Origin of the sequence: Vibrio sp. ED004 (genome assembly GCF_023206395.1) — a bacterium.
Classification (GTDB): domain Bacteria; phylum Pseudomonadota; class Gammaproteobacteria; order Enterobacterales; family Vibrionaceae; genus Vibrio.
On record NZ_CP066149.1, the window covers coordinates 787,061 to 805,373 of the forward strand.

At 43.6% G+C, this 18,313-nt stretch carries 20 protein-coding genes; 9 read left to right on the plus strand and 11 right to left on the minus strand.

What is annotated here, in order from left to right:
* Positions 1-74: 74 nt before the first annotated feature.
* The 3 genes from hemH to htpG all read right to left on the minus strand — a co-directional run bounded on the left by hemH (position 75) and on the right by htpG (position 4,254).
* Positions 75-1,037 (minus strand): ferrochelatase, encoded by a 963-nt coding sequence (gene hemH / locus ITG10_RS03290; protein WP_017629609.1) that lies wholly within the window; start codon positions 1,035-1,037, stop codon positions 75-77.
* Positions 1,038-1,316: 279 nt separating this feature from the next.
* A complete protein-coding gene (gene adk / locus ITG10_RS03295) occupies positions 1,317-1,961 on the minus strand; it encodes an adenylate kinase (RefSeq protein ID WP_017629608.1) in 645 nt (214 codons plus the stop codon).
* Positions 1,962-2,349: 388 nt separating this feature from the next.
* Positions 2,350-4,254, minus strand: coding sequence for a molecular chaperone HtpG (htpG, locus tag ITG10_RS03300; protein ID WP_017629607.1), 1,905 nt, complete (start codon positions 4,252-4,254; stop codon positions 2,350-2,352).
* A 271-nt stretch (positions 4,255-4,525) separates the two neighbouring features.
* On the opposite strand from htpG, the gene ITG10_RS03305 reads away from it, so the two are divergent.
* The 4 genes from ITG10_RS03305 to ITG10_RS03320 all read left to right on the plus strand — a co-directional run bounded on the left by ITG10_RS03305 (position 4,526) and on the right by ITG10_RS03320 (position 7,154).
* Positions 4,526-5,437 (plus strand): transcriptional regulator, encoded by a 912-nt coding sequence (locus ITG10_RS03305; protein ID WP_017629606.1) that lies wholly within the window; start codon positions 4,526-4,528, stop codon positions 5,435-5,437.
* Position 5,438: 1 nt separating this feature from the next.
* Positions 5,439-5,954: a regulatory protein ToxS gene (locus ITG10_RS03310; RefSeq protein ID WP_017629605.1), complete on the plus strand. Its 516-nt coding sequence runs from the start codon at positions 5,439-5,441 to the stop codon at positions 5,952-5,954.
* Between the two features lie 114 nt (positions 5,955-6,068).
* A complete protein-coding gene (locus ITG10_RS03315; RefSeq protein WP_017629604.1) occupies positions 6,069-6,824 on the plus strand; it encodes a sulfite exporter TauE/SafE family protein in 756 nt (251 codons plus the stop codon).
* Between the two features lie 18 nt (positions 6,825-6,842).
* A complete protein-coding gene (locus tag ITG10_RS03320) occupies positions 6,843-7,154 on the plus strand; it encodes a SelT/SelW/SelH family protein (protein ID WP_017629603.1) in 312 nt (103 codons plus the stop codon).
* Positions 7,155-7,177: 23 nt separating this feature from the next.
* On the opposite strand, the gene yfcE is transcribed toward ITG10_RS03320, so the two are convergent.
* From yfcE to ITG10_RS03345, 5 genes are read right to left on the minus strand one after another with little or no spacing between them, the layout of a single operon-like run.
* Positions 7,178-7,723 carry a phosphodiesterase gene (yfcE, locus tag ITG10_RS03325; RefSeq protein WP_017629602.1) on the minus strand — a complete coding sequence of 182 codons (546 nt, stop codon included), beginning with the start codon at positions 7,721-7,723 and terminating at the stop codon, positions 7,178-7,180.
* A 47-nt stretch (positions 7,724-7,770) separates the two neighbouring features.
* On the minus strand, positions 7,771-8,178 hold the full coding sequence (locus ITG10_RS03330) for a CBS domain-containing protein (protein WP_017629601.1): 408 nt from the start codon (positions 8,176-8,178) through the stop codon (positions 7,771-7,773).
* Positions 8,175-8,525 carry a P-II family nitrogen regulator gene (locus ITG10_RS03335; RefSeq protein WP_146490385.1) on the minus strand — a complete coding sequence of 117 codons (351 nt, stop codon included), beginning with the start codon at positions 8,523-8,525 and terminating at the stop codon, positions 8,175-8,177. Before ITG10_RS03335 ends, ITG10_RS03330 begins: the two co-directional genes overlap by 4 nt.
* Entirely contained in the window at positions 8,515-9,309 is a 795-nt protein-coding gene (locus ITG10_RS03340) for a DUF1538 domain-containing protein (protein ID WP_017629600.1), read from the minus strand. The genes ITG10_RS03335 and ITG10_RS03340 overlap by 11 nt, the downstream gene beginning before the upstream one ends.
* Positions 9,306-10,040: a DUF1538 domain-containing protein gene (locus ITG10_RS03345; RefSeq protein WP_017629599.1), complete on the minus strand. Its 735-nt coding sequence runs from the start codon at positions 10,038-10,040 to the stop codon at positions 9,306-9,308. The genes ITG10_RS03340 and ITG10_RS03345 overlap by 4 nt, the downstream gene beginning before the upstream one ends.
* A gap of 301 nt (positions 10,041-10,341) precedes the next feature.
* Here ITG10_RS03345 and ITG10_RS03350 point away from each other — a divergent pair, with 301 nt between their 5' ends.
* The 5 genes from ITG10_RS03350 to ITG10_RS03370 all read left to right on the plus strand — a co-directional run bounded on the left by ITG10_RS03350 (position 10,342) and on the right by ITG10_RS03370 (position 14,967).
* Complete coding sequence (locus ITG10_RS03350; RefSeq protein WP_017629598.1) at positions 10,342-11,256, plus strand: TIGR01777 family oxidoreductase; 915 nt, start codon at positions 10,342-10,344, stop codon at positions 11,254-11,256.
* A gap of 43 nt (positions 11,257-11,299) precedes the next feature.
* Entirely contained in the window at positions 11,300-12,127 is an 828-nt protein-coding gene (locus tag ITG10_RS03355; RefSeq protein ID WP_017629597.1) for an SDR family oxidoreductase, read from the plus strand.
* Positions 12,128-12,525: 398 nt separating this feature from the next.
* Positions 12,526-13,380, plus strand: coding sequence for a co-chaperone YbbN (locus ITG10_RS03360; protein ID WP_017629596.1), 855 nt, complete (start codon positions 12,526-12,528; stop codon positions 13,378-13,380).
* Positions 13,381-13,584: 204 nt separating this feature from the next.
* Entirely contained in the window at positions 13,585-14,514 is a 930-nt protein-coding gene (locus tag ITG10_RS03365; protein WP_017629595.1) for an SPFH domain-containing protein, read from the plus strand.
* A 3-nt stretch (positions 14,515-14,517) separates the two neighbouring features.
* Entirely contained in the window at positions 14,518-14,967 is a 450-nt protein-coding gene (locus tag ITG10_RS03370; protein WP_017629594.1) for an NfeD family protein, read from the plus strand.
* 563 nt (positions 14,968-15,530) lie between these two features.
* On the opposite strand, the gene cueR is transcribed toward ITG10_RS03370, so the two are convergent.
* The 3 genes from cueR to ITG10_RS03385 all read right to left on the minus strand — a co-directional run bounded on the left by cueR (position 15,531) and on the right by ITG10_RS03385 (position 18,081).
* On the minus strand, positions 15,531-15,923 hold the full coding sequence (gene cueR / locus ITG10_RS03375) for a Cu(I)-responsive transcriptional regulator (RefSeq protein ID WP_017629593.1): 393 nt from the start codon (positions 15,921-15,923) through the stop codon (positions 15,531-15,533).
* 93 nt (positions 15,924-16,016) lie between these two features.
* On the minus strand, positions 16,017-16,820 hold the full coding sequence (locus tag ITG10_RS03380; RefSeq protein ID WP_017629592.1) for a hypothetical protein: 804 nt from the start codon (positions 16,818-16,820) through the stop codon (positions 16,017-16,019).
* Between the two features lie 97 nt (positions 16,821-16,917).
* Complete coding sequence (locus tag ITG10_RS03385) at positions 16,918-18,081, minus strand: porin (protein WP_017629591.1); 1,164 nt, start codon at positions 18,079-18,081, stop codon at positions 16,918-16,920.
* Positions 18,082-18,313: the final 232 nt, after the last annotated feature.

Genomic DNA, 18,313 nt, shown 5'->3' on the forward strand with positions numbered 1-18,313 from the left:
AAGAAGAAACATCAAGATCAAAAAGGGCTGCTCAATGAGCAGCCCTTTTGTTATCTATTCAATCGACACATCAATTAGCGATGAAGCGCTACTAGTTCAGCCATCATATCGATATGCGAGTCTCTATCGTTAAGACACATAATGTAGCTAAAGTCTGAGCCACCAGCTTCGATGAAAGTCTCTTTACACTGGTCTGAAATCTCTTCCAATGTTTCCAAGCAATCCACCGAGAATGCAGGAGCCATGATATCAATCTTCTTAATACCTTTTCCTGGCAATGACTCTAGCGTTTCGTCTGTGTAAGGCTTCAACCACTCCTCTCGACCAAATCGAGATTGGTAGGTCATGGTGATGTCTTCTTCAGATAAACCTAGCTCTGCTGCAAGCAGTTTTGTCGTTGCTTCACAGTGCTGTGGGTAGATATCGCCTTCATCAGCTAAGCGCTTCGGAATGCCGTGGAACGAACAAACCAAATGATCGGCTTTGCCATTTTGATCCCAATGGCTACGAACGCTTTCAGCCAGTGCTTTGGCATAGCTCGGATGTGAATAGTAGTCACGGATAAAGCGATAGCTTGGAATTACAGGCATCTGCTTAAAAGCTTTAGTTAAGCCATCAGAAACAGCCGCTGTCGTTGTGCCTGAGTACTGAGGGTATAAAGGTAATACGATAATGTCTTCTACGCCCTGCTCCATCAGTTGCTCGATGCCCGTCTTAAGGCTTGGGTTACCATAGGTCATTCCCAATGCAACCGGCATCTCCAATTTTTTCTCTAGCTTTTCCGCTTGTCTCTGCGAGTAAACGAGCAAAGGTGAGCCATCATCCATCCAAACCGACTGATACAGCTTCGCGACCTTAGGTGAACGAATAGGAAGAATCACCCCATGCAGAATAGGACACCAAAGCCAACGAGTTAGGTTTACTACTCGCTTGTCGTGCAAGAACTCACTCAAAAATCGACGAACGCCAGCTGGGGTCGCAGAATCTGGCGTGCCTAAGTTCACCAGTAAAACGCCCTGCTTTTTATTATTTTCCATAGATACCTGAGACCAATATGTGATTTTCTGGAAAGTAATATACTAATCTGCATAAGTTTAAGATCATTGCTTCCCACTAAATGTCTGAATAATCATTCTTTAAATGGGATATCACAACATCCATTCTCGATTGTAAACCACCTTCATCAAAAACGGTTTCGTCTTGAATTATGTGCAATCAAATTATCTAGATTGGTATCGTACTAAAAATTGAAACAAAAAAAGCGACCCTTAAGGTCGCTTCCAATATATCAAATTCTAAAACTGGCTGTTAGCCAATTATGCTAGTGCTTTCTCAAGTTCTGCACTAACTTCAGCAACTTGCTTAGTACCGTCAAACTTAAGGTACTGAGTGTTGCCTACTTCAGCTTCTTTACCGTAGTAAGAGATAAGCGGAGCTGTTTGATCGTGGTATACGCCTAGACGTGCACGAACTGTTTCTTCTTTGTCGTCATCACGTACAACTAGCTCTTCGCCAGTTACGTCATCTTTACCTTCTTCTTTAGGCGGGTTGTACACAGTGTGGTATGTACGGCCTGAAGGAAGGTGAGCACGACGACCAGCCATACGCTCAACAATCACATCGTCAGCTACGTCGAATTCAACAACGTAATCAACAGCGATGCCCATTTCTTTTAGGCCATCAGCTTGTGGGATTGTGCGTGGGAAACCGTCTAGTAGGAAACCTTTCTCACAGTCATCTTGAGCGATACGCTCTTTGATAAGACCAAGGATAATTTCATCAGAAACTAGCTGACCAGCGTCGATTACTGATTTTGCTTGCTTACCAAGCTCAGTACCCGCTTTGATAGCAGCACGTAGCATGTCACCAGTTGAAATTTGAGGGATACCAAATTTGTTCATGATGAAGTTAGCTTGAGTACCTTTACCCGCGCCAGGAGCACCTAGAAGAATGATGCGCATGTTTAATCCTCTTATAAAATTATGATTTATACCGAAGCTCACTATCCCACCTTCCTCGTTCATTTTAACGATAAACAGGAAAAGTTAGGTAACAGCTGAGGTTAAGCAAAACTGTAAACAGAAGCAAAACGGTAAGTTTCGGTATAACGTTTAAAAATCATACAACTGGAAGGAATAGGTTCCTAGCTCCAGCTGATTAGGTCGAGCATTCTATCACATTAATATTCAATTTGGCTGAATTTACGACTAAAGAATGTATCGGCAACATTTGTTATGACGATAACGGTGACGTTGACCACGTTTAATAGATTTTCAGCGACGTTCATAAAAAAAGCCCGCATATGCGAGCTTTTTATTACAATTATTGGCTTAACCTAAAGTCGAAAGACTAACGCTTTGTCAGTAGCTCGTTGATTGCACCCAAGAATTGTGACGGATCTTCCATTGAGCCTTTTTCAGCCAGCATCGCTTGACCAAGTAGCAACTCAACCCAACGACCAAACGCTTGCTCGTCTGCTTCGTCAGCCATCTGTTTAACCAGAGCGTGCTCAGGGTTAATCTCGAAGATGTACTTCACTTCAGGTGCCGCTTGACCTGCAGCTTCCAGAAGCTTAGCCATTTGCGTACCCATTTCGAAGTCATCAGTCACAACAACAGCCGGCGTTGTTGCTAGCTTGAATGTAGTGCGAACTTCTTTAACACGACCACCTAGATAAGATTGAGTGCGCTCGACAACAGACTTGAACTCTTCTTCAGTCTCTTTCTGCTTCTCTTTCTCTTCTTCACCTTCAAACTTGCTTAGATCTAAGCCCGCTTTCGTGATCGATTGGAACTGCTTGCCGTCAAAGTCAGTTAGGTAGTTCATTACGTACTCATCAATGCGATCGTACATTAGAACCACTTCAATACCTTTTGCCTTGAACTGCTCCAAGTGTGGGCTGTTCTTAGCTGCAGCGTAGCTATCCGCTGTTAGGTAATAGATCTTATCTTGGCCTTCTTTCATGCGTTCAACGTAAGATTCTAGGCTGATAGTTTGTTCAGCAGAATCCACTTCCGTTGATGAGAAACGAAGTAGACCCGCGATCTTCTCTTTGTTCGCCATGTCTTCAGCCGGGCCTTCTTTCATTACTAGGCCAAACTCTTTCCAAAACTCAAGGTACTTTTCATTGTCGTTCTTCGCCATACGCTCAAGCATAGTCAGCACACGCTTGGTACATGCACCACGAAGAGACTGAGTCACCTTGTTGTCTTGTAGGATTTCACGAGACACGTTCAGAGGCAGATCGTTTGAATCAATCAGGCCGCGAACGAAACGCATGTAAGATGGCATGAACTGTTCAGCATCATCCATGATGAATACACGCTGGACATAAAGCTTTAAGCCGCTCTTATGGTCACGGTTCATCATATCCCAAGGTGCTTTCGCTGGGATGTAAAGCAGGCTTGTGTAGTCGTTCTTACCTTCAACCTTGTTGTGGCTCCACGTTAGTGGATCAGCAAAGTCGTGAGATACGTGCTTGTAGAACTCTTGGTACTCTTCTTTCTCGATATCAGATTTGTTACGAGTCCAAAGCGCTTGCGCCTTGTTAATCTGTTCCCAATGTTTCTCTTCGGTGTCTTTACCTTCGTCATCTTTCACGGCTGTGAAGATAGAAACAGGGATACCGATGTGATCAGAGTACTTACCGATCACTTCACGCAGGCGCCATTCGTTTAAGAACTCTTTACCGTCTTCACGCATGTGCAGAATGATGTCAGTACCGCGAGATTCTTTAGTGATGTCTTCGATGGTGTAATCGCCTTCACCAGCAGAGTGCCATTGAACGGCTTCATTGCTTGCTAGGCCAGCCGCACGTGTGCGAACCGTTACCGCGTCCGCAACGATGAATGCTGAATAGAAACCAACACCAAATTGACCAATCAATTGAGAGTCTTTGCTTTGGTCTTCAGACAGTTTTGAGAAGAAGTCTGCAGTGCCTGATTTAGCAATCGTACCTAAATGCTCAATCACGTTGTCGCGGCTCATACCGATACCGTTATCAGAAATCGTTAAGGTGTTTGCTTCAGCGTTGAATGAAAGTTTTACACCTAAATCAGCATCGCCTTGGTAAAGGTCACCATTAGATAGGGCTTGAAAACGAAGCTTGTCAGCCGCGTCAGATGCGTTAGAGATCAGCTCACGTAGGAAGATTTCTTTATTTGAATACAGTGAGTGAATCATTAGATGAAGTAGTTGTTTTACTTCAGATTGAAAGCCACGAGTCTCTTTATTTTGCGTTGCCGTTTCGCTCATTTTTACTCCAAAACATCTATACTTTATGTTGAATAACCATAGGGGCGTAACACTGGATGCCACTCTTATGTTCATTAACATGAGGATGACAAATGTAAATTCAAGGTCAAAAATCATAAAAACACTGTTTTTTTGATCTGTTTTTATTATCCTTGAGTCTGATAAATATAAAAGAACATAAAAGAAGCCATGATTTGGTGAAGAATTAACTGAACTTCACCTGAGATTTGTCTATTTCGCACCCCAAATCATCCAAAAGTAGAAGAATTCAATGAGCAATATCGGCACAAAGTTTATTCTCGCACAGCGGTTTGTCTTCGATCCAAACAGCAACTCACTTGTTGACCAAATGAGCGACGGCGAAGTCGTACGCCTTGGCAGCAATGAAAGCCGCATTCTCCTGATGCTGTCGGAAAGACCCAATGAAGTTATCACTCGTAATGAATTACACGAGTATGTTTGGCGAGACCAAGGCTTTGAGGTTGATGACTCTAGCTTAACGCAAGCAGTATCGACACTAAGAAAGATGCTGAAAGATTCGACCAAATCCCCAGAATTCGTAAAGACAGTGCCTAAACGCGGTTATCAATTCATTGCGACCGTTGAGCGCTCTGCACCACTTTCATCAAATGATCAGCCAGTAGCTGCTGAAATTGCCGAAAATGACGTAGAACCTATCTTGACGTTTGCAACGCCTACAGCGACTGAAGAAGCGATCACTGAAACGGTTGAATCAGAGCCAGTAGCAAAGGTTCAAGAAACCAATGTCGAAGCTGAGCCAACACGAGCTCCTGCTGCAACTCCAGCTAAAAGCACAAATAAGTGGTTAACGTTTTGGTTGCTGCTTATTGCTTTCATCATGCCGATTCTCGTTTTGACGTTTACTAACCCGGCAGAATCCGAGTTCAAAACGTTAGCTGAAGTGGATGGCGTAAAGGTTCAATCACCAGTTAACCACCCAGATCTTAGCAGTTGGCTGCCAGCGATAGAGAAGTGTGTATTACGTTACAACACCAATCACACAGGCATGCTAAAGCCGACTGAAGTGATCGCAACAGGTGGACAAACCAACAACCTTGCCCTCAACTACATTCACCCGCAAGACTACTCGAGCGAGAATGTAACCCTAAGAATTTATGCAAACCAGTCGGATGTAAACGACATTTGTAACGGTGGTCAGTAACATGAAATTAAAAGTATCGATTATTTTACTGGTTCTATCTGCATTTTTGAGTGGTTGGTTATATTGGGGAAGCGATGCAAAAGTAGAGCGTCTACTTACTGCACATGAATGGCAATCTAAGATGGTCACTCTGATCAGCGATAACAAACAAGCTGACTCAATCGGCCCACTTCGCAAAGTTGAACTGTCATCGAATGCGAAATACCTACCAAATGGTACATATCTGAGAATGTCAGTGGTTAGACTGTATGGTACTCAAACTGAGCCTGCGAATGTCATCAATATTTCGGAAACGGGTCAATGGGATATCAACGACAACTACCTATTGGTTTCACCAACAGAGTTTAAAGATGTGACTTCTGCTCAGCGCCAAGATTTTTCGGAAGGGCAGCTCGAACTGATCACCCAGGTTATTAAGATGGATGCAGAACAAAGCCGACGCATCGACATCGTTAACCCGAAAGCACTGCTACTGACTAGCTTAAATCACGGTTCAACCGTATTGTTTTCAAACTAACATTGGAAAGCCGTTTACTGTGTATCAATAGCTGAATACCATGAAGCGGTAAACCAATAGAAAAGGGGCATGATGCCCCTTTTTGTTATCTAAAACTTACAAGTACGAAATTCTATGGATTGGATAAACTCACTTGCCCTCTTTTTTGGTTCATTGATTGCCAATACCCTCGCCTCCTTATCGGGTGGTGGTGCCGGGCTACTTCAATTCCCACTACTTATCTTTCTTGGCCTCCCCTTTTCGGTCGCCTTAACAACACATAAAGTCGCCAGTGTCGCTCTAGGTTTGGGCGCTGCTTATACGCATATTAAGGACGGTACGCTCAGCTGGAAAATTTGTTGCTACCTGATCCTTGTTGGCAGTATCGGCGTTGTCATTGGGGCAAATATCGTGTTACTGATTCCAGATGATATTGCACAAAAACTGCTTGGGGCGATGATCCTAGCGCTTGGCGTCTACTCCCGACTAAAGAAGCAATTGGGACAAGAGGAACAACTCAAAAACCGAGATACCAAAGGTTGGATTATTGGTGGCATTGGGCTTGCGCTGATTGGCATCATCAATGGCTCGCTCACTGCCGGATCAGGACTGTTAGTGACCTTGTTTCTTGTTCGCTGGTTTGGTTTCACTTATAAGCAGGCCGTGGCACTCACCATGATATGTGTTGGTCTGTTCTGGAATGGCATCGGCGGTATCGCAATCGTACAAGCCGGCGCACCGATATACTGGTTGTGGCTACCCATACTTCTACTTAGCTCATTTATAGGCGGAAGCCTAGGTGCATTTCTTGCCAACCGTTCAAGCAATCAGCTCGTCAAAACTGCTTTTGAAATATTGACGTTTGCCGTCGGTATCAAGCTACTGGTATAGAATTTAAAAGGATTACCTATGAATACGGAATCGAATCCAACCACGACAACAGTATTGAAAGCGACGATAGCCATACACTATTGCCGTCAATGTAATTGGATGCTTCGCTCAAGCTGGTTGTGCCAAGAATTGCTGCACACCTTTAGCGAGGAGATAGAACAAGTCAGTCTGCACCCTGATACGGGCGGACGATTCGAGATCTTTTGTAATGGAATACAGATTTGGGAAAGAAAAGCGGACGGCGGTTTTCCTGAGGCTAAAGTTCTGAAGCAAAGAGTACGAAACATCATTGCTCCAGACAAAGACCTCGGCCACGTGGATTCAAAGTAAAGCTACGCGACCGATTTTGTAATTTAAAGCTGACCGCTCACAATGAGGTCACCTTCAAGGCTAATCACTTTGAAGGTGTTGTCTTCATATAGACCATAGCTTGCTGCGTGCCCTTCTCGTGGGAATGTCACTGAGCTAGGGTTGAAAATGAAGATCTCATCTTGGTATTCAGCAACTGGGATATGAGTATGACCGTGAGCAATAATATCGCCCGCTTTCAGTGCTGGTCGCTTCGTTGTGTTGTACAGGTGACCATGATTTAAGAAGATACGCTGACCTGACTCAAGCAGTACCCATGAGTAATCCATCATCATTGGGAAAGACAACAGCATCTGATCCACTTCGCTGTCGCAGTTACCACGAACGGCGATGATCTCTTGAGAAAACGCATTCAACTTCTCTGCAACCGCCGGCGGATTGTATCCCTCTGGAATCGGGTTTCTTGGACCATGATTCAGAATGTCACCCAATAGAACCAAATATTGCGCACCAGATGCTTGGTATAGCTCTAATACTTTTTCTGTTGCTGGCAGCGAACCGTGTAGGTCTGAAGCAAAAAATAATTTCACACGTACTTCTCCATAAAATTTATGAGCCTATTGTACGTATCTAACGGCTACACGTCATCTCTCGCCATACCGTTGATCACGATATTATTGTAACTAACCATACCGACAATTTTATGGTCACTAACCACAGGGGCACGACTGATTCCAAAACGCTCAAACAAGCGAGCACAATACTTCACATTCATATCGGCAGACACGCTTAAAGCTGGCTTAGTCATGATTTCATAAACGTTAGTGCGCTTAGGCGATCGGTTCTTGGCTAACACTTTCTTGGCGATGTCATTCATCAACACGATGCCGTATTCATCATCCTCATGACGTTTATCGACGATGATGGCTTTCACTTTGTGCTTTTTTGCCATCTCAATCGCTTCTAACACCGTCGTTAGCCCGTCAATAATCACATACGTGTTAGCCATTACATCGCTTACTCGAATTGTCTCACCCGTATTCATAGCTCATCCTCCACAACCTTGGTTAATGTCTCGACTTGGTGCGCGACCCCGACCGCATCTTCAACATCAATCTGAACAGCAATGCCTTGTCCTGACTCTTGGTCGAACTCTCCGACTTCACCAATGGTTTCTAAAATATGCCTAGCTAAATGCTCTTCGACGACAAACAGCAACACATCTTTTTGCACCTCCAAGGTTAAGCCAAAGAAGGTGGTTTTTTGGTTTAACCCTTGCCCTCTGGCATTGTTGATCACCGTTGCTCCAGTTGCGCCCGCATCACGCGCGGCATCGAGCACACTGTCTGTCTTGCTCTCTTCTACAAACGCTAAGATAAGTTTAAAGCGCATCTTTGCTCTCCTTAGAGGTGTGTAAACGGTTTAACCATTGTGTTATTTGGGCATAGCCCATCACTGAAATAATCGGAAATAAGCTCGCGAAAGCAATTAAGCCAAAGCCATCAATTACAGGGTTTCTTCCTGGCACAGTTGAAGCGAGCCCAAGCCCTAACGCCGTCACTAAGGGAACGGTCACGGTGGATGTCGTCACTCCGCCCGAATCGTAGGCCAATGGGATCATCAATTTGGGGGCGTAAAAGGTTTGGATAACCACGACGACATAGCCAAAAATGATGTAGTAATGGATCGGGTCACCCGCCACAATCCGATAGCTTCCGAGCGAGATACCGATAGCGACTCCTAGTGCCACGGCGATTCTCAACCCATTAACACTGATGCTGCCGCCGGATACTTGATTCGCTTTAATAGCCACCGCAATCAATGAAGGCTCAGCGATCGTGGTACTAAAACCAATGCAGAACGCAAAAAGATAAACCCAATAATAATCAAACCAAGCCAATGTCAGGCCAGAGCTGACTTTAAACTCAGTCAGAAAGCTTGGTTCGGTCAACTGCATAGCCATCGTCTCCCCTAAGGGAAACAGTGCGAGTTCCAATCCCATCAAGAAAAGAGACAACCCAAGGATGACGTAGAAAAAACCAATCAGCACCTTGGCTAAATTGTTCACAGGTTTACGTAGCACCGCCAACTGAAAACCAAAGATGATCACCGCAATCGGAATTACATCCAGGACAGTGCCTAAAAAGGTGTCGATAAACTGCTGAGCACTGATCATGTCACCACCATCCCATAGACCATGACAAACATCATCGGCAACAGTGACGCAAAGGCGATCAACCCAAAGCCATCGATCATTGGATTACGGCCCTTGATTGCTGATGCTAAACCCACTCCTAATGCTGTTACCAACGGAACGGTGATGGTTGATGTTGTCACTCCACCAGAGTCATAGGCTATCCCAATGATATTTTCAGGGGCGAAAGCGGTGAGCGCCACTACACCAATATAACCACCTATGATCATGTACTGAATTGGCCACCCTTTTAAGATTCTCAATACTCCAAGTAAGATGGCGATACCCACCGACAATGCTACAGTGAAACGCAGACCATCTGCATATTCTTCCATTTCATTAAGAGTATTGGGGATAACACCTCCCTCGGCAGCCACTTCCGCAGCTTCAGCCGCCACCGCAGTTAGCGCAGGCTCTGCAATGGTTGTTCCAAAGCCCAAACAAAAAGCAAATGTCAGCAACCAGAACACACTCCCTTTACGAGCAAAGGCTTGAGCCATAGATTCACCAATTGGGAATAGACCCATTTCAAGCCCGAAGATAAAGAAGGTCAACCCAAAGACCACTAGCACTAAGCCAGTTAGAATAGATAACAGATGAGGAAGCGGCTCTTGCAACACCGCCAGCTGGAAGAAAGCGATCACCGCGACAATCGGCAACAGATCTCGCAGGCTGCCTAGCATGGCTCGAAACAAAGCAAGTACTGCTGCCATCACCACTCCTTATCGCTGAAATTGTGTCGAGTTATTAGTTACTAATAATCATGGCAAATCCTTATCTTTCCTTATGTGATAAATATTACGCAGTTGGTAACATATCCGAGTAAAATCCATAAGTGTGATAACGGTGCACATCTTGGCCAAATGAATTTTATTTCACTCATTCTTTAATTTTAAAAGGCGTAATTTGGGTATCACACGATTGAAACCAACTGATCGTTATAGTGATTTTTTCGTATTGATTGGCGATTAAAAACAAGCCATGTCTATAATTATGTTTAATAAGGAGATTGGTATGAAGATATTGTTAACTGGTGGTACGGGATTTATTGGCTCTGAATTGGTTAAAAGTTGGAACACTGACGATGTGACATTGCTGACGCGGAGCCCTGAAAAAGCAAAGCAAAATCTAAATCACCTGAACCAGAACAACCTTCATTACATTCAATCCCTTGATGAACTAAGCGTCCTTAATGACTTCGATGTGGTGGTTAACCTTGCTGGCGAACCGATAGCCGACAAGCGTTGGAGCGAAGAACAAAAAGAGAGAATCTGCAGTAGCCGCTGGCACATCACAGAAAAGTTGGTCGAGTTAATTCATGCCAGCAGCAATCCGCCTGAGGTTTTCATTAGTGGTTCAGCCGTCGGTTATTATGGCGATCAACAACAACACCCGTTTGATGAATCATTACAAGTAGAGGATGGCAGCTTCCCTCATAAGGTTTGTGCTCACTGGGAAGAGATAGCTAAGCGAGCTCAGTCAGATAACACGCGAGTGATACTACTCAGAACGGGGATTGTATTGGGAGAAAATGGCGGAGCATTAAAGAAGATGCTTATGCCTTACAAACTTGGCGTAGGTGGGCCTCTAGGTTCTGGCAAACAGTACATGCCATGGATTCACATGCTAGATATGGTGAGAGCCATTAACCACTTGTTGTCGATTCCTCACGCTCAAGGCGAGTTTAATATGTGTGCGCCGCACCCTGTGACTAACAAGCTATTCAGCAGTACGTTAGCCAAACAATTGGGCCGACCACATTTCTTGTTCACACCAAAATGGGCAATGTCACTTCTGATGGGAGAATCATCGTGTTTGCTATTTGATAGCATCCGCTCCAAACCAAAGAAGCTCACCGAAATGGGATTCATCTTTAGTTACTCAAGAATCGAGCCTGCACTAAAAAACTTGTTACAACATCAAGACTAATTCTTTACCCTAGAGTCATAGAGACTCTAATAAAGGATTAAGCGTGAACAAGTCGATTCTTATCACTGGTTGCTCAACGGGTATTGGCTATACATGTGCTCATGCACTGCAAAAGCGCGGTTTTCATGTCATTGCATCTTGTCGTGACCCACAAGATGTTCAACGCCTTCAAGATGAAGGTCTCACCTGCATTCAACTCGATCTTTCCAACCAAGAAAGTATTGAACATGGCGCCAAGCTTGCGATTGAGCTCGCACCTAACGGGCTATATGGATTATTCAACAACGGCGCTTACGGTCAAGCAGGCGCACTAGAAGACCTACCAACTCAAGGACTCAGAGAGCAATTCGAAACCAACTTCTTCGGCTGGCACCATCTCGTTTGCCAGATCCTCCCGCACATGCGTGAGCGTGGCGAAGGACGAATCGTACAAAACAGTTCAGTGTTAGGCTTCGCCGCTATGAAATATCGCGGTGCTTACAACGCTTCAAAATTCGCGATAGAAGGTTGGACTGATACTCTGCGCTTAGAACTGCATGGCAGTGGCATACACATTTCATTACTTCAACCCGGCCCTATCGAAACCCAGTTTAGAACCAACGCCCTAAAGGCCTTTAATAAGTGGATACGCATCGAAGGCAGTGCCCACCAAGAAGCTTACCAACAGCAAAAAGACCGACTTGAAAAAGAGTCGTCGAACAACGCTTTTGTTCTGCCTGCAGAAAGCTGCATTGAACCCGTTTTTCACGCGCTGACAGCCGATAAACCTAAGTTAAGATACCGAGTGACGACACCAACCAAGGTGTTCGCAGTGTTAAAAAGGCTCCTACCAAGCCACTTGCTAGACCCTATTTTGAGAAAAGCAGCATAAATTACTAACTTTGAATGCACAGTCGCAAACTTTAATGTAACGATGTAATTTATTCGTAACAATAAGATGTCATGATTTAGCCTATCTCATCAATTATTCCCAATTGATGACGCTACTTCTGGATATTTCATGACTTTAAACCGCCTTAATTGGGTAGGTGTGAGTTTGGCTATTACGTTGTTTATTCTGTTTTGAATATCTTAAGTAATACCTCACTGACCACCTCAATGAGAACGCTGTGTCTTCCGTGTTGAGATAACAACTCTATCAACATCGAAGCATGGCGTTTTTCTATTTTTGGCGCTTTTTATCTGAGATAACTGAGTTAGATCTTGAAGTTACCGACTTCTCACCCCATATTTGCAACGTATCCACAAAACAAACCTCAAGGAACGTAAATGCAATCTCCGCATATTGTTGAACTTAATGAGCAGAACTTTCGTCAAGTATTAGAAGGTTCGATGCAGACCCCTGTACTCATCCATTTTTGGGCACCAATGAGCCAAGAGAGCGCCCAAATCATTCCTGAACTCCAAACATTAACTCAGCAATACAACGGCGCTTTTACGTTAGCCCTACTGAATTGCGAGCAAGAACAAGCGATTGCTAGCCAATTTGGTGTTCAAGCACTGCCTACGATTGCACTGTTTGTTAACGGTCAACCTGTCGACGGTCTTGGTGGTCCTCAAAGCTTAGACGCGATTGTAGAGATGCTAAGCAAACACCTTCCTAGTCAAGATGAACTCGCACTGCGCCAAGCTCTTGAGTTAATGCAAGCAGGCGATCACACTCAAGCTTTGGCGGCAATGCAACAGCTTCCTGCTGAGCTTAAAAACAAAGGTGAAGTAAAACTGGCGATAGCAGAGTGTTTGCTAGAAACACAACAGTTTGACCTTGCTGAAGCTCAGCTAGCAACCATCCCACTTGAGTACCAAGACAACTACTACAAAGGCCTAGTTGCGAAGCTTGAACTTCATAAACAGGCAGCTGACAGCCCTGAGATTCAAGCACTAGAATCCGCTCTTCAGCAAAACCCAAGCGATGCTAAAACGGCCTCTGAATTGGCACTGCAATACCACCAAGTGAACCGTAGCGAAGAAGCAATGGATCTACTGTGGTCTTTCCTAGCAAAAGACCTTAATACTCTCGATGGTGACATGAAGAAAGAATTCATGGATATCTTGAGTGCGCTTGGACAAGGCAATCCGGTTGCGAGTAAATACCGTCGGCAGTTGTACTCTCTGCTTTACTAACAATCGTCAACGTCAGTTAAGCGTTGTAAAACACTTCGAAAACTAACAATTCAATCAATTAGTTTATCGAATATAAGAATGCCAAATGGGCCATAAAATCAATATTTTATGGCCCATTTTTCGTTTATAAATTTGCTCCGATTTTAAATATGAGCCAGTATCAATAATGAACTATCAAAAACTTAAAATTGCAAAGGATTTTGTATGGCTATTGATACATTGATTACTATCGGCGTCTTTACCGTCGTCGCACTACTATTTATTTTCGCCGGAGTCAAAACCGTTCCGCAAGGCAATAACTGGACGGTAGAACGATTCGGTCGCTACACACATACCCTAAGACCGGGCTTAAACTTGATCATTCCGTTTATTGATAAAGTAGGACAACGCATCAGTATGATGGAGCGTGTTCTCGACATCCCAGCTCAAGAAGTCATCTCTAAAGACAACGCGAACGTAGTTATTGATGCGGTGTGTTTTGTTCAGGTTATCGATGCTCCTAAAGCGGCCTATGAAGTGAACGACCTAGAGCACGCGATTCGTAACTTAACCCTCACCAATATCCGTACTGTACTTGGCTCTATGGAACTGGATGAAATGCTCAGCCAGCGTGACATGATCAATACCAAACTGCTGAACATCGTCGATGAAGCAACCAACCCTTGGGGCGTAAAAGTTACACGTATTGAGATTAAAGACGTACAACCACCAGCTGATCTTACCGCTGCGATGAATGCTCAGATGAAAGCAGAACGAAACAAACGTGCTGATATTCTAGAGGCAGAAGGCGTAAGACAAGCAGAGATCCTAAAAGCGGAAGGTCACAAGCAGTCTGAGATCCTGAAAGCGGAAGGTGAAAAACAAGCTGCAATACTTCAAGCCGAAGCTCGTGAACGTGCTGCAGAAGCAGAAGCGAAAGCAACAGAAATGGTATCGACGGCGATTGCTCAAGGTGACATGCAAGCCGTAAATTACTTTATTGCGCAAGGCTACACCGACGCACTGAAATCAATTGGTCAAGCTGAAAACGGCAAGATCATCATGCTACCACTTGAAGCAACAGGCCTAATGGGCTCTGTGGCTGGTATTGCAGAGATGTTTGCGCATAAGAATGACAAAGGTAGTAAGGACTAACTTATGGTCGAATTACTAGAACAAGTAAACCACTGGCACTGGCTGGCATTTGGTCTAGCACTGCTTGCACTTGAACTGGTTGGAACCGCTGGTTACTTTTTATGGATAGGCATCTCTGCCATGTTGGTCGGTGCACTTTTGGGTGCCCTACCAATTGGTTGGCAGATGCAATGGCTATCCTTTGCAAGCTTTTCACTTATCACGACTTGGTTGTGGTGGAGAAGACAACTCTCGAATGACAAGCAATCGGATGCAGGGCGAGAGTTAAACCAAAGAGAAAAGCAACTGGTAGGTCAAACCGTTACTCTAAGTGAAGACGTAAAGAAAGGTAGCTGTCGAATTAAGTTCGGTGACTCTTCTTGGTCTGCAAAGGCGAGTCAAGATATTCCATCTGGCACCGAAATTAAGATTGTCGCTTTAGACGGAATAGTTCTAATAATAGAACCTTTATAGCCATGTGCTATATGGAGCCTGCATTTTCAATAAATGCAGGCTTTTTCTATTTTTGAACCTTAATAATATTCGAATTATCATTGCGACAGATTGAATTGAAAAAAAAATAAGTTCTTATTTCGTAAAGCTAAAAGGTTTGATTAAGCTAAAAAGGTATAAGAAAGCCAGATTTCTTACCCAAGATATATATGAATAATTAGCCTGACTCTCGCTTAATTATAATTATTAAAAATGTTAAGTCCGTCCAATTTTTGAAATTTTCTTTTCCTTGTCCATACTTTCATTTATCTCAATCAGAGATAAACCTAATGGAGTTTGTATGAGACATTTTTTAATAATTCTAACGGCTATTTTCAGCTTATCATTCGGAAGCGCTCTCGCGAGCAGTCAGTCTCCTGGTAACGGAAACATGGGGCCTATTGTAAAATGTTCAGATGGTAATGCAGTCACTCACGTACCATTACTGATCTGTAAACATTACGGCGGAAAAGTGCTGTGATAGGAGACTAAAGTCAGGCTGGTAATGTAATTGCGGCCTGACGATTATTTATGACTGACACAACCTAACTGCGGCCAGATAGATTGTTTAAGATAGGACATTCCGTGGACGCATCACCAGGGCAGTCATGAACCCAAGGTTGCAGTTGGGCTTTCATCTTATTTAATTCAGCAAGCTTCAACTCTATTTCGTCTAACTTCTGCGTTGCCTTCTTTTTTACCTCGTAGCTTTCTCTATTGGGATTCATTGCCAACTCAACCAATGATTTACACTCATCAAGGGTAAACCCAACCATTTTAGCTCTTAGTACAAACTCTAACTGTTCGATGTGAATCTCGCCGTATTGCCTATAGCCGTTTTCTGAACGATGTGGAGGACTCATCATGCCTTTACTTTCGTAAAAACGAATGGATTTCGCTGTTGTACCAACACGCTTCGCTACTTCACCAATATTCACAATCTTACCTGTAAGCCAAAAATGAAAAACCGCAGTACTGCTGTTATACAATACTGCGGTTGAAAAACATAGTTAGGGCGTAACGTTAAAGGCTTACTCTTGCTCTAACAACCAAATCATAGTTTGAGATTTTTCTTCACTGTCTAGCTTGTTGAACCAGTATGAAACCATTTCGATCTCTTTTGAGCCTTCTAATGATGCTGGGTTCGCGTTCTTACGGTTCTTGAATGCCCAATCTGTTACTGCAGCTTGCTCTTCTTTTGTTGATTCACCGTACCAATAATTAACCATCTCTTGAGCTTGAGACGCTTTTGCTTCTTCAGCAACGACAGCCGCAACAGGTACCGCTACTGGAGCAACAGCGATAGCTGTATGATTATTTGCACCGTCATAAATAGTGTCGATGTACGCTTTCGGCACGATAAAAGTCGTACTCATTACTGAGTTTTGACCTTCAAGCGTAAATTCTAAATTCTTTTCTCTTGCTTGCTGAATATCAGCGTCACTTAATGGAAACTTAATATATTGAGTCTTAGTACAGTGCTCGCTGCAGCTCTCTCTTGGTACTTGTCTTTCTTCTAGTTCTATCGTCTTGCCAAAAAAACTAACCGTTTCGTACTCTTTGTAACTTTGGAAGTAACTCACGTCCATAGTAATTGAAGATTCTGGGGCTGTATTCGGTGTTACTTCTTTATTGTATGTAAAGTAAAGCGAAGATTTGAGAATGTCTGCGCCTACATTTGCTCTATTTTCTGCTACGTAAGATTGACCGGTTACTTTAATGTAACCACCTTTGGGCTGCACATCGGCAACTGAGTCTGCAAAATTACTTTGTGAATCGAGTGAACTACAAGCTCCCAAAAATAATGATAATACAACCACACTAACTTTATTCATTATGACTAATTCCTTATGTTCACTATGGAAAAACGCTGGCAAAAAAATTTACCAGCGTTTTGATTTTTATCTAACTGTTTAAGCTGATAATTCTAGCTTAGAAACCGTATTCAAGACCAATACGAGTTACGATATCTGTATCTTCAACACCATCTTTGTAGAAAGTACGGCCCGCTACACGTAGGTAAGGTACAAAACCGTTGTGAACGGCCATTAACTGACCAGAAATAGTGCTACTGTCTGAGCCTGCTTCTTTTTTACCATTTAATTCAGACTCTAGGTTAGCTGCGTAACCTAGTTTGAAACCGATTGGGCCATTCCAGTATTGACCGATAACCGAGTAAGAATCTTGTGTTTGCTTACGGATACCGTTGTCTAGCTCTTCGCCTTTATATGCTGCCGCAATACCAAAACCGGCTGGCAGGCTAGCTTCAAAACCAACGATGTAAGCAAATGTGTCATCGTCATATCCAGCTACACCTTTAGACTTAAGGTAATTATCACCTTCAGTAACTAAGTTTTTATCTGCATCTTTAACACCATTCGCTACATCTGCAGCAGTACCTACAGCATATACATCTGACGTGCTAGCTACTACACGAGTACCAGATTCAACACCTGCCATGAATGTGATTTTTTCGAAGCTGTACTTAGCACTTGCGCCAACAAAGTTTGCATCACGAGTCGCTGCACCACCACCGTTGTCGTTATCATCACGACCAACAGAAGCTGCAAAAGAGAAGCCACCAAACTTAGCTGAATCGTAACGTACTTGGTTAGATTGACGATCGTAGTGACCGTTGATGCCGCCCCAATCGAATACAGAACCTAGACCAGGGTTAGAGAATGGCCAATCGACGATTTCGTATAGTGGAGTAAGAACACGACCCACACGCAGATTACCCCAAGAGCCAGAAGCACCAACGAATGTATCACGGAAACCTAGAACACCGCCTGAAACGCCACCGTGAGACCAGTCTGTGCTATCTACGTAGCCAGATTCGATCTGCATTGTGATTAATACATCATCAAACATATCTTTGTGAGCACGGAAGCCGATACGAGATTCATTCTCTACAGCGAAACCTGAACTGTCATCACGATTGTCAGTAGTGTTGTAGTTAACCATTGAGATAGCTGCAACACCGTATACGTCAACGTTGAAGTCAGAGTTGATACCAACTTCTTTCGCCATTACACCTGTCGATAAAAGTGCAACGGATGCACCTAGTAGAGTACGTTTGAAAATTTTGTTTTCCATGGAATAAAACTCCTAAAAATGGATATAGCTGTTTGAATATTTCCCGCCTAAAGTTGGCCGCCGTAGAGAGAAATACCTTTTCTTGTTTGAGAACCCTTAACGCTGAATTCTCTATTTCCTTTCTGGGTATACACATCGTGCATCCATGGCATTAAGACTAACTTCGCCCTCAAAAAGATCAATGAGAACTTAATTTTCATCTAAAAAAATATGAGTTGGTGCAAATTTAGTA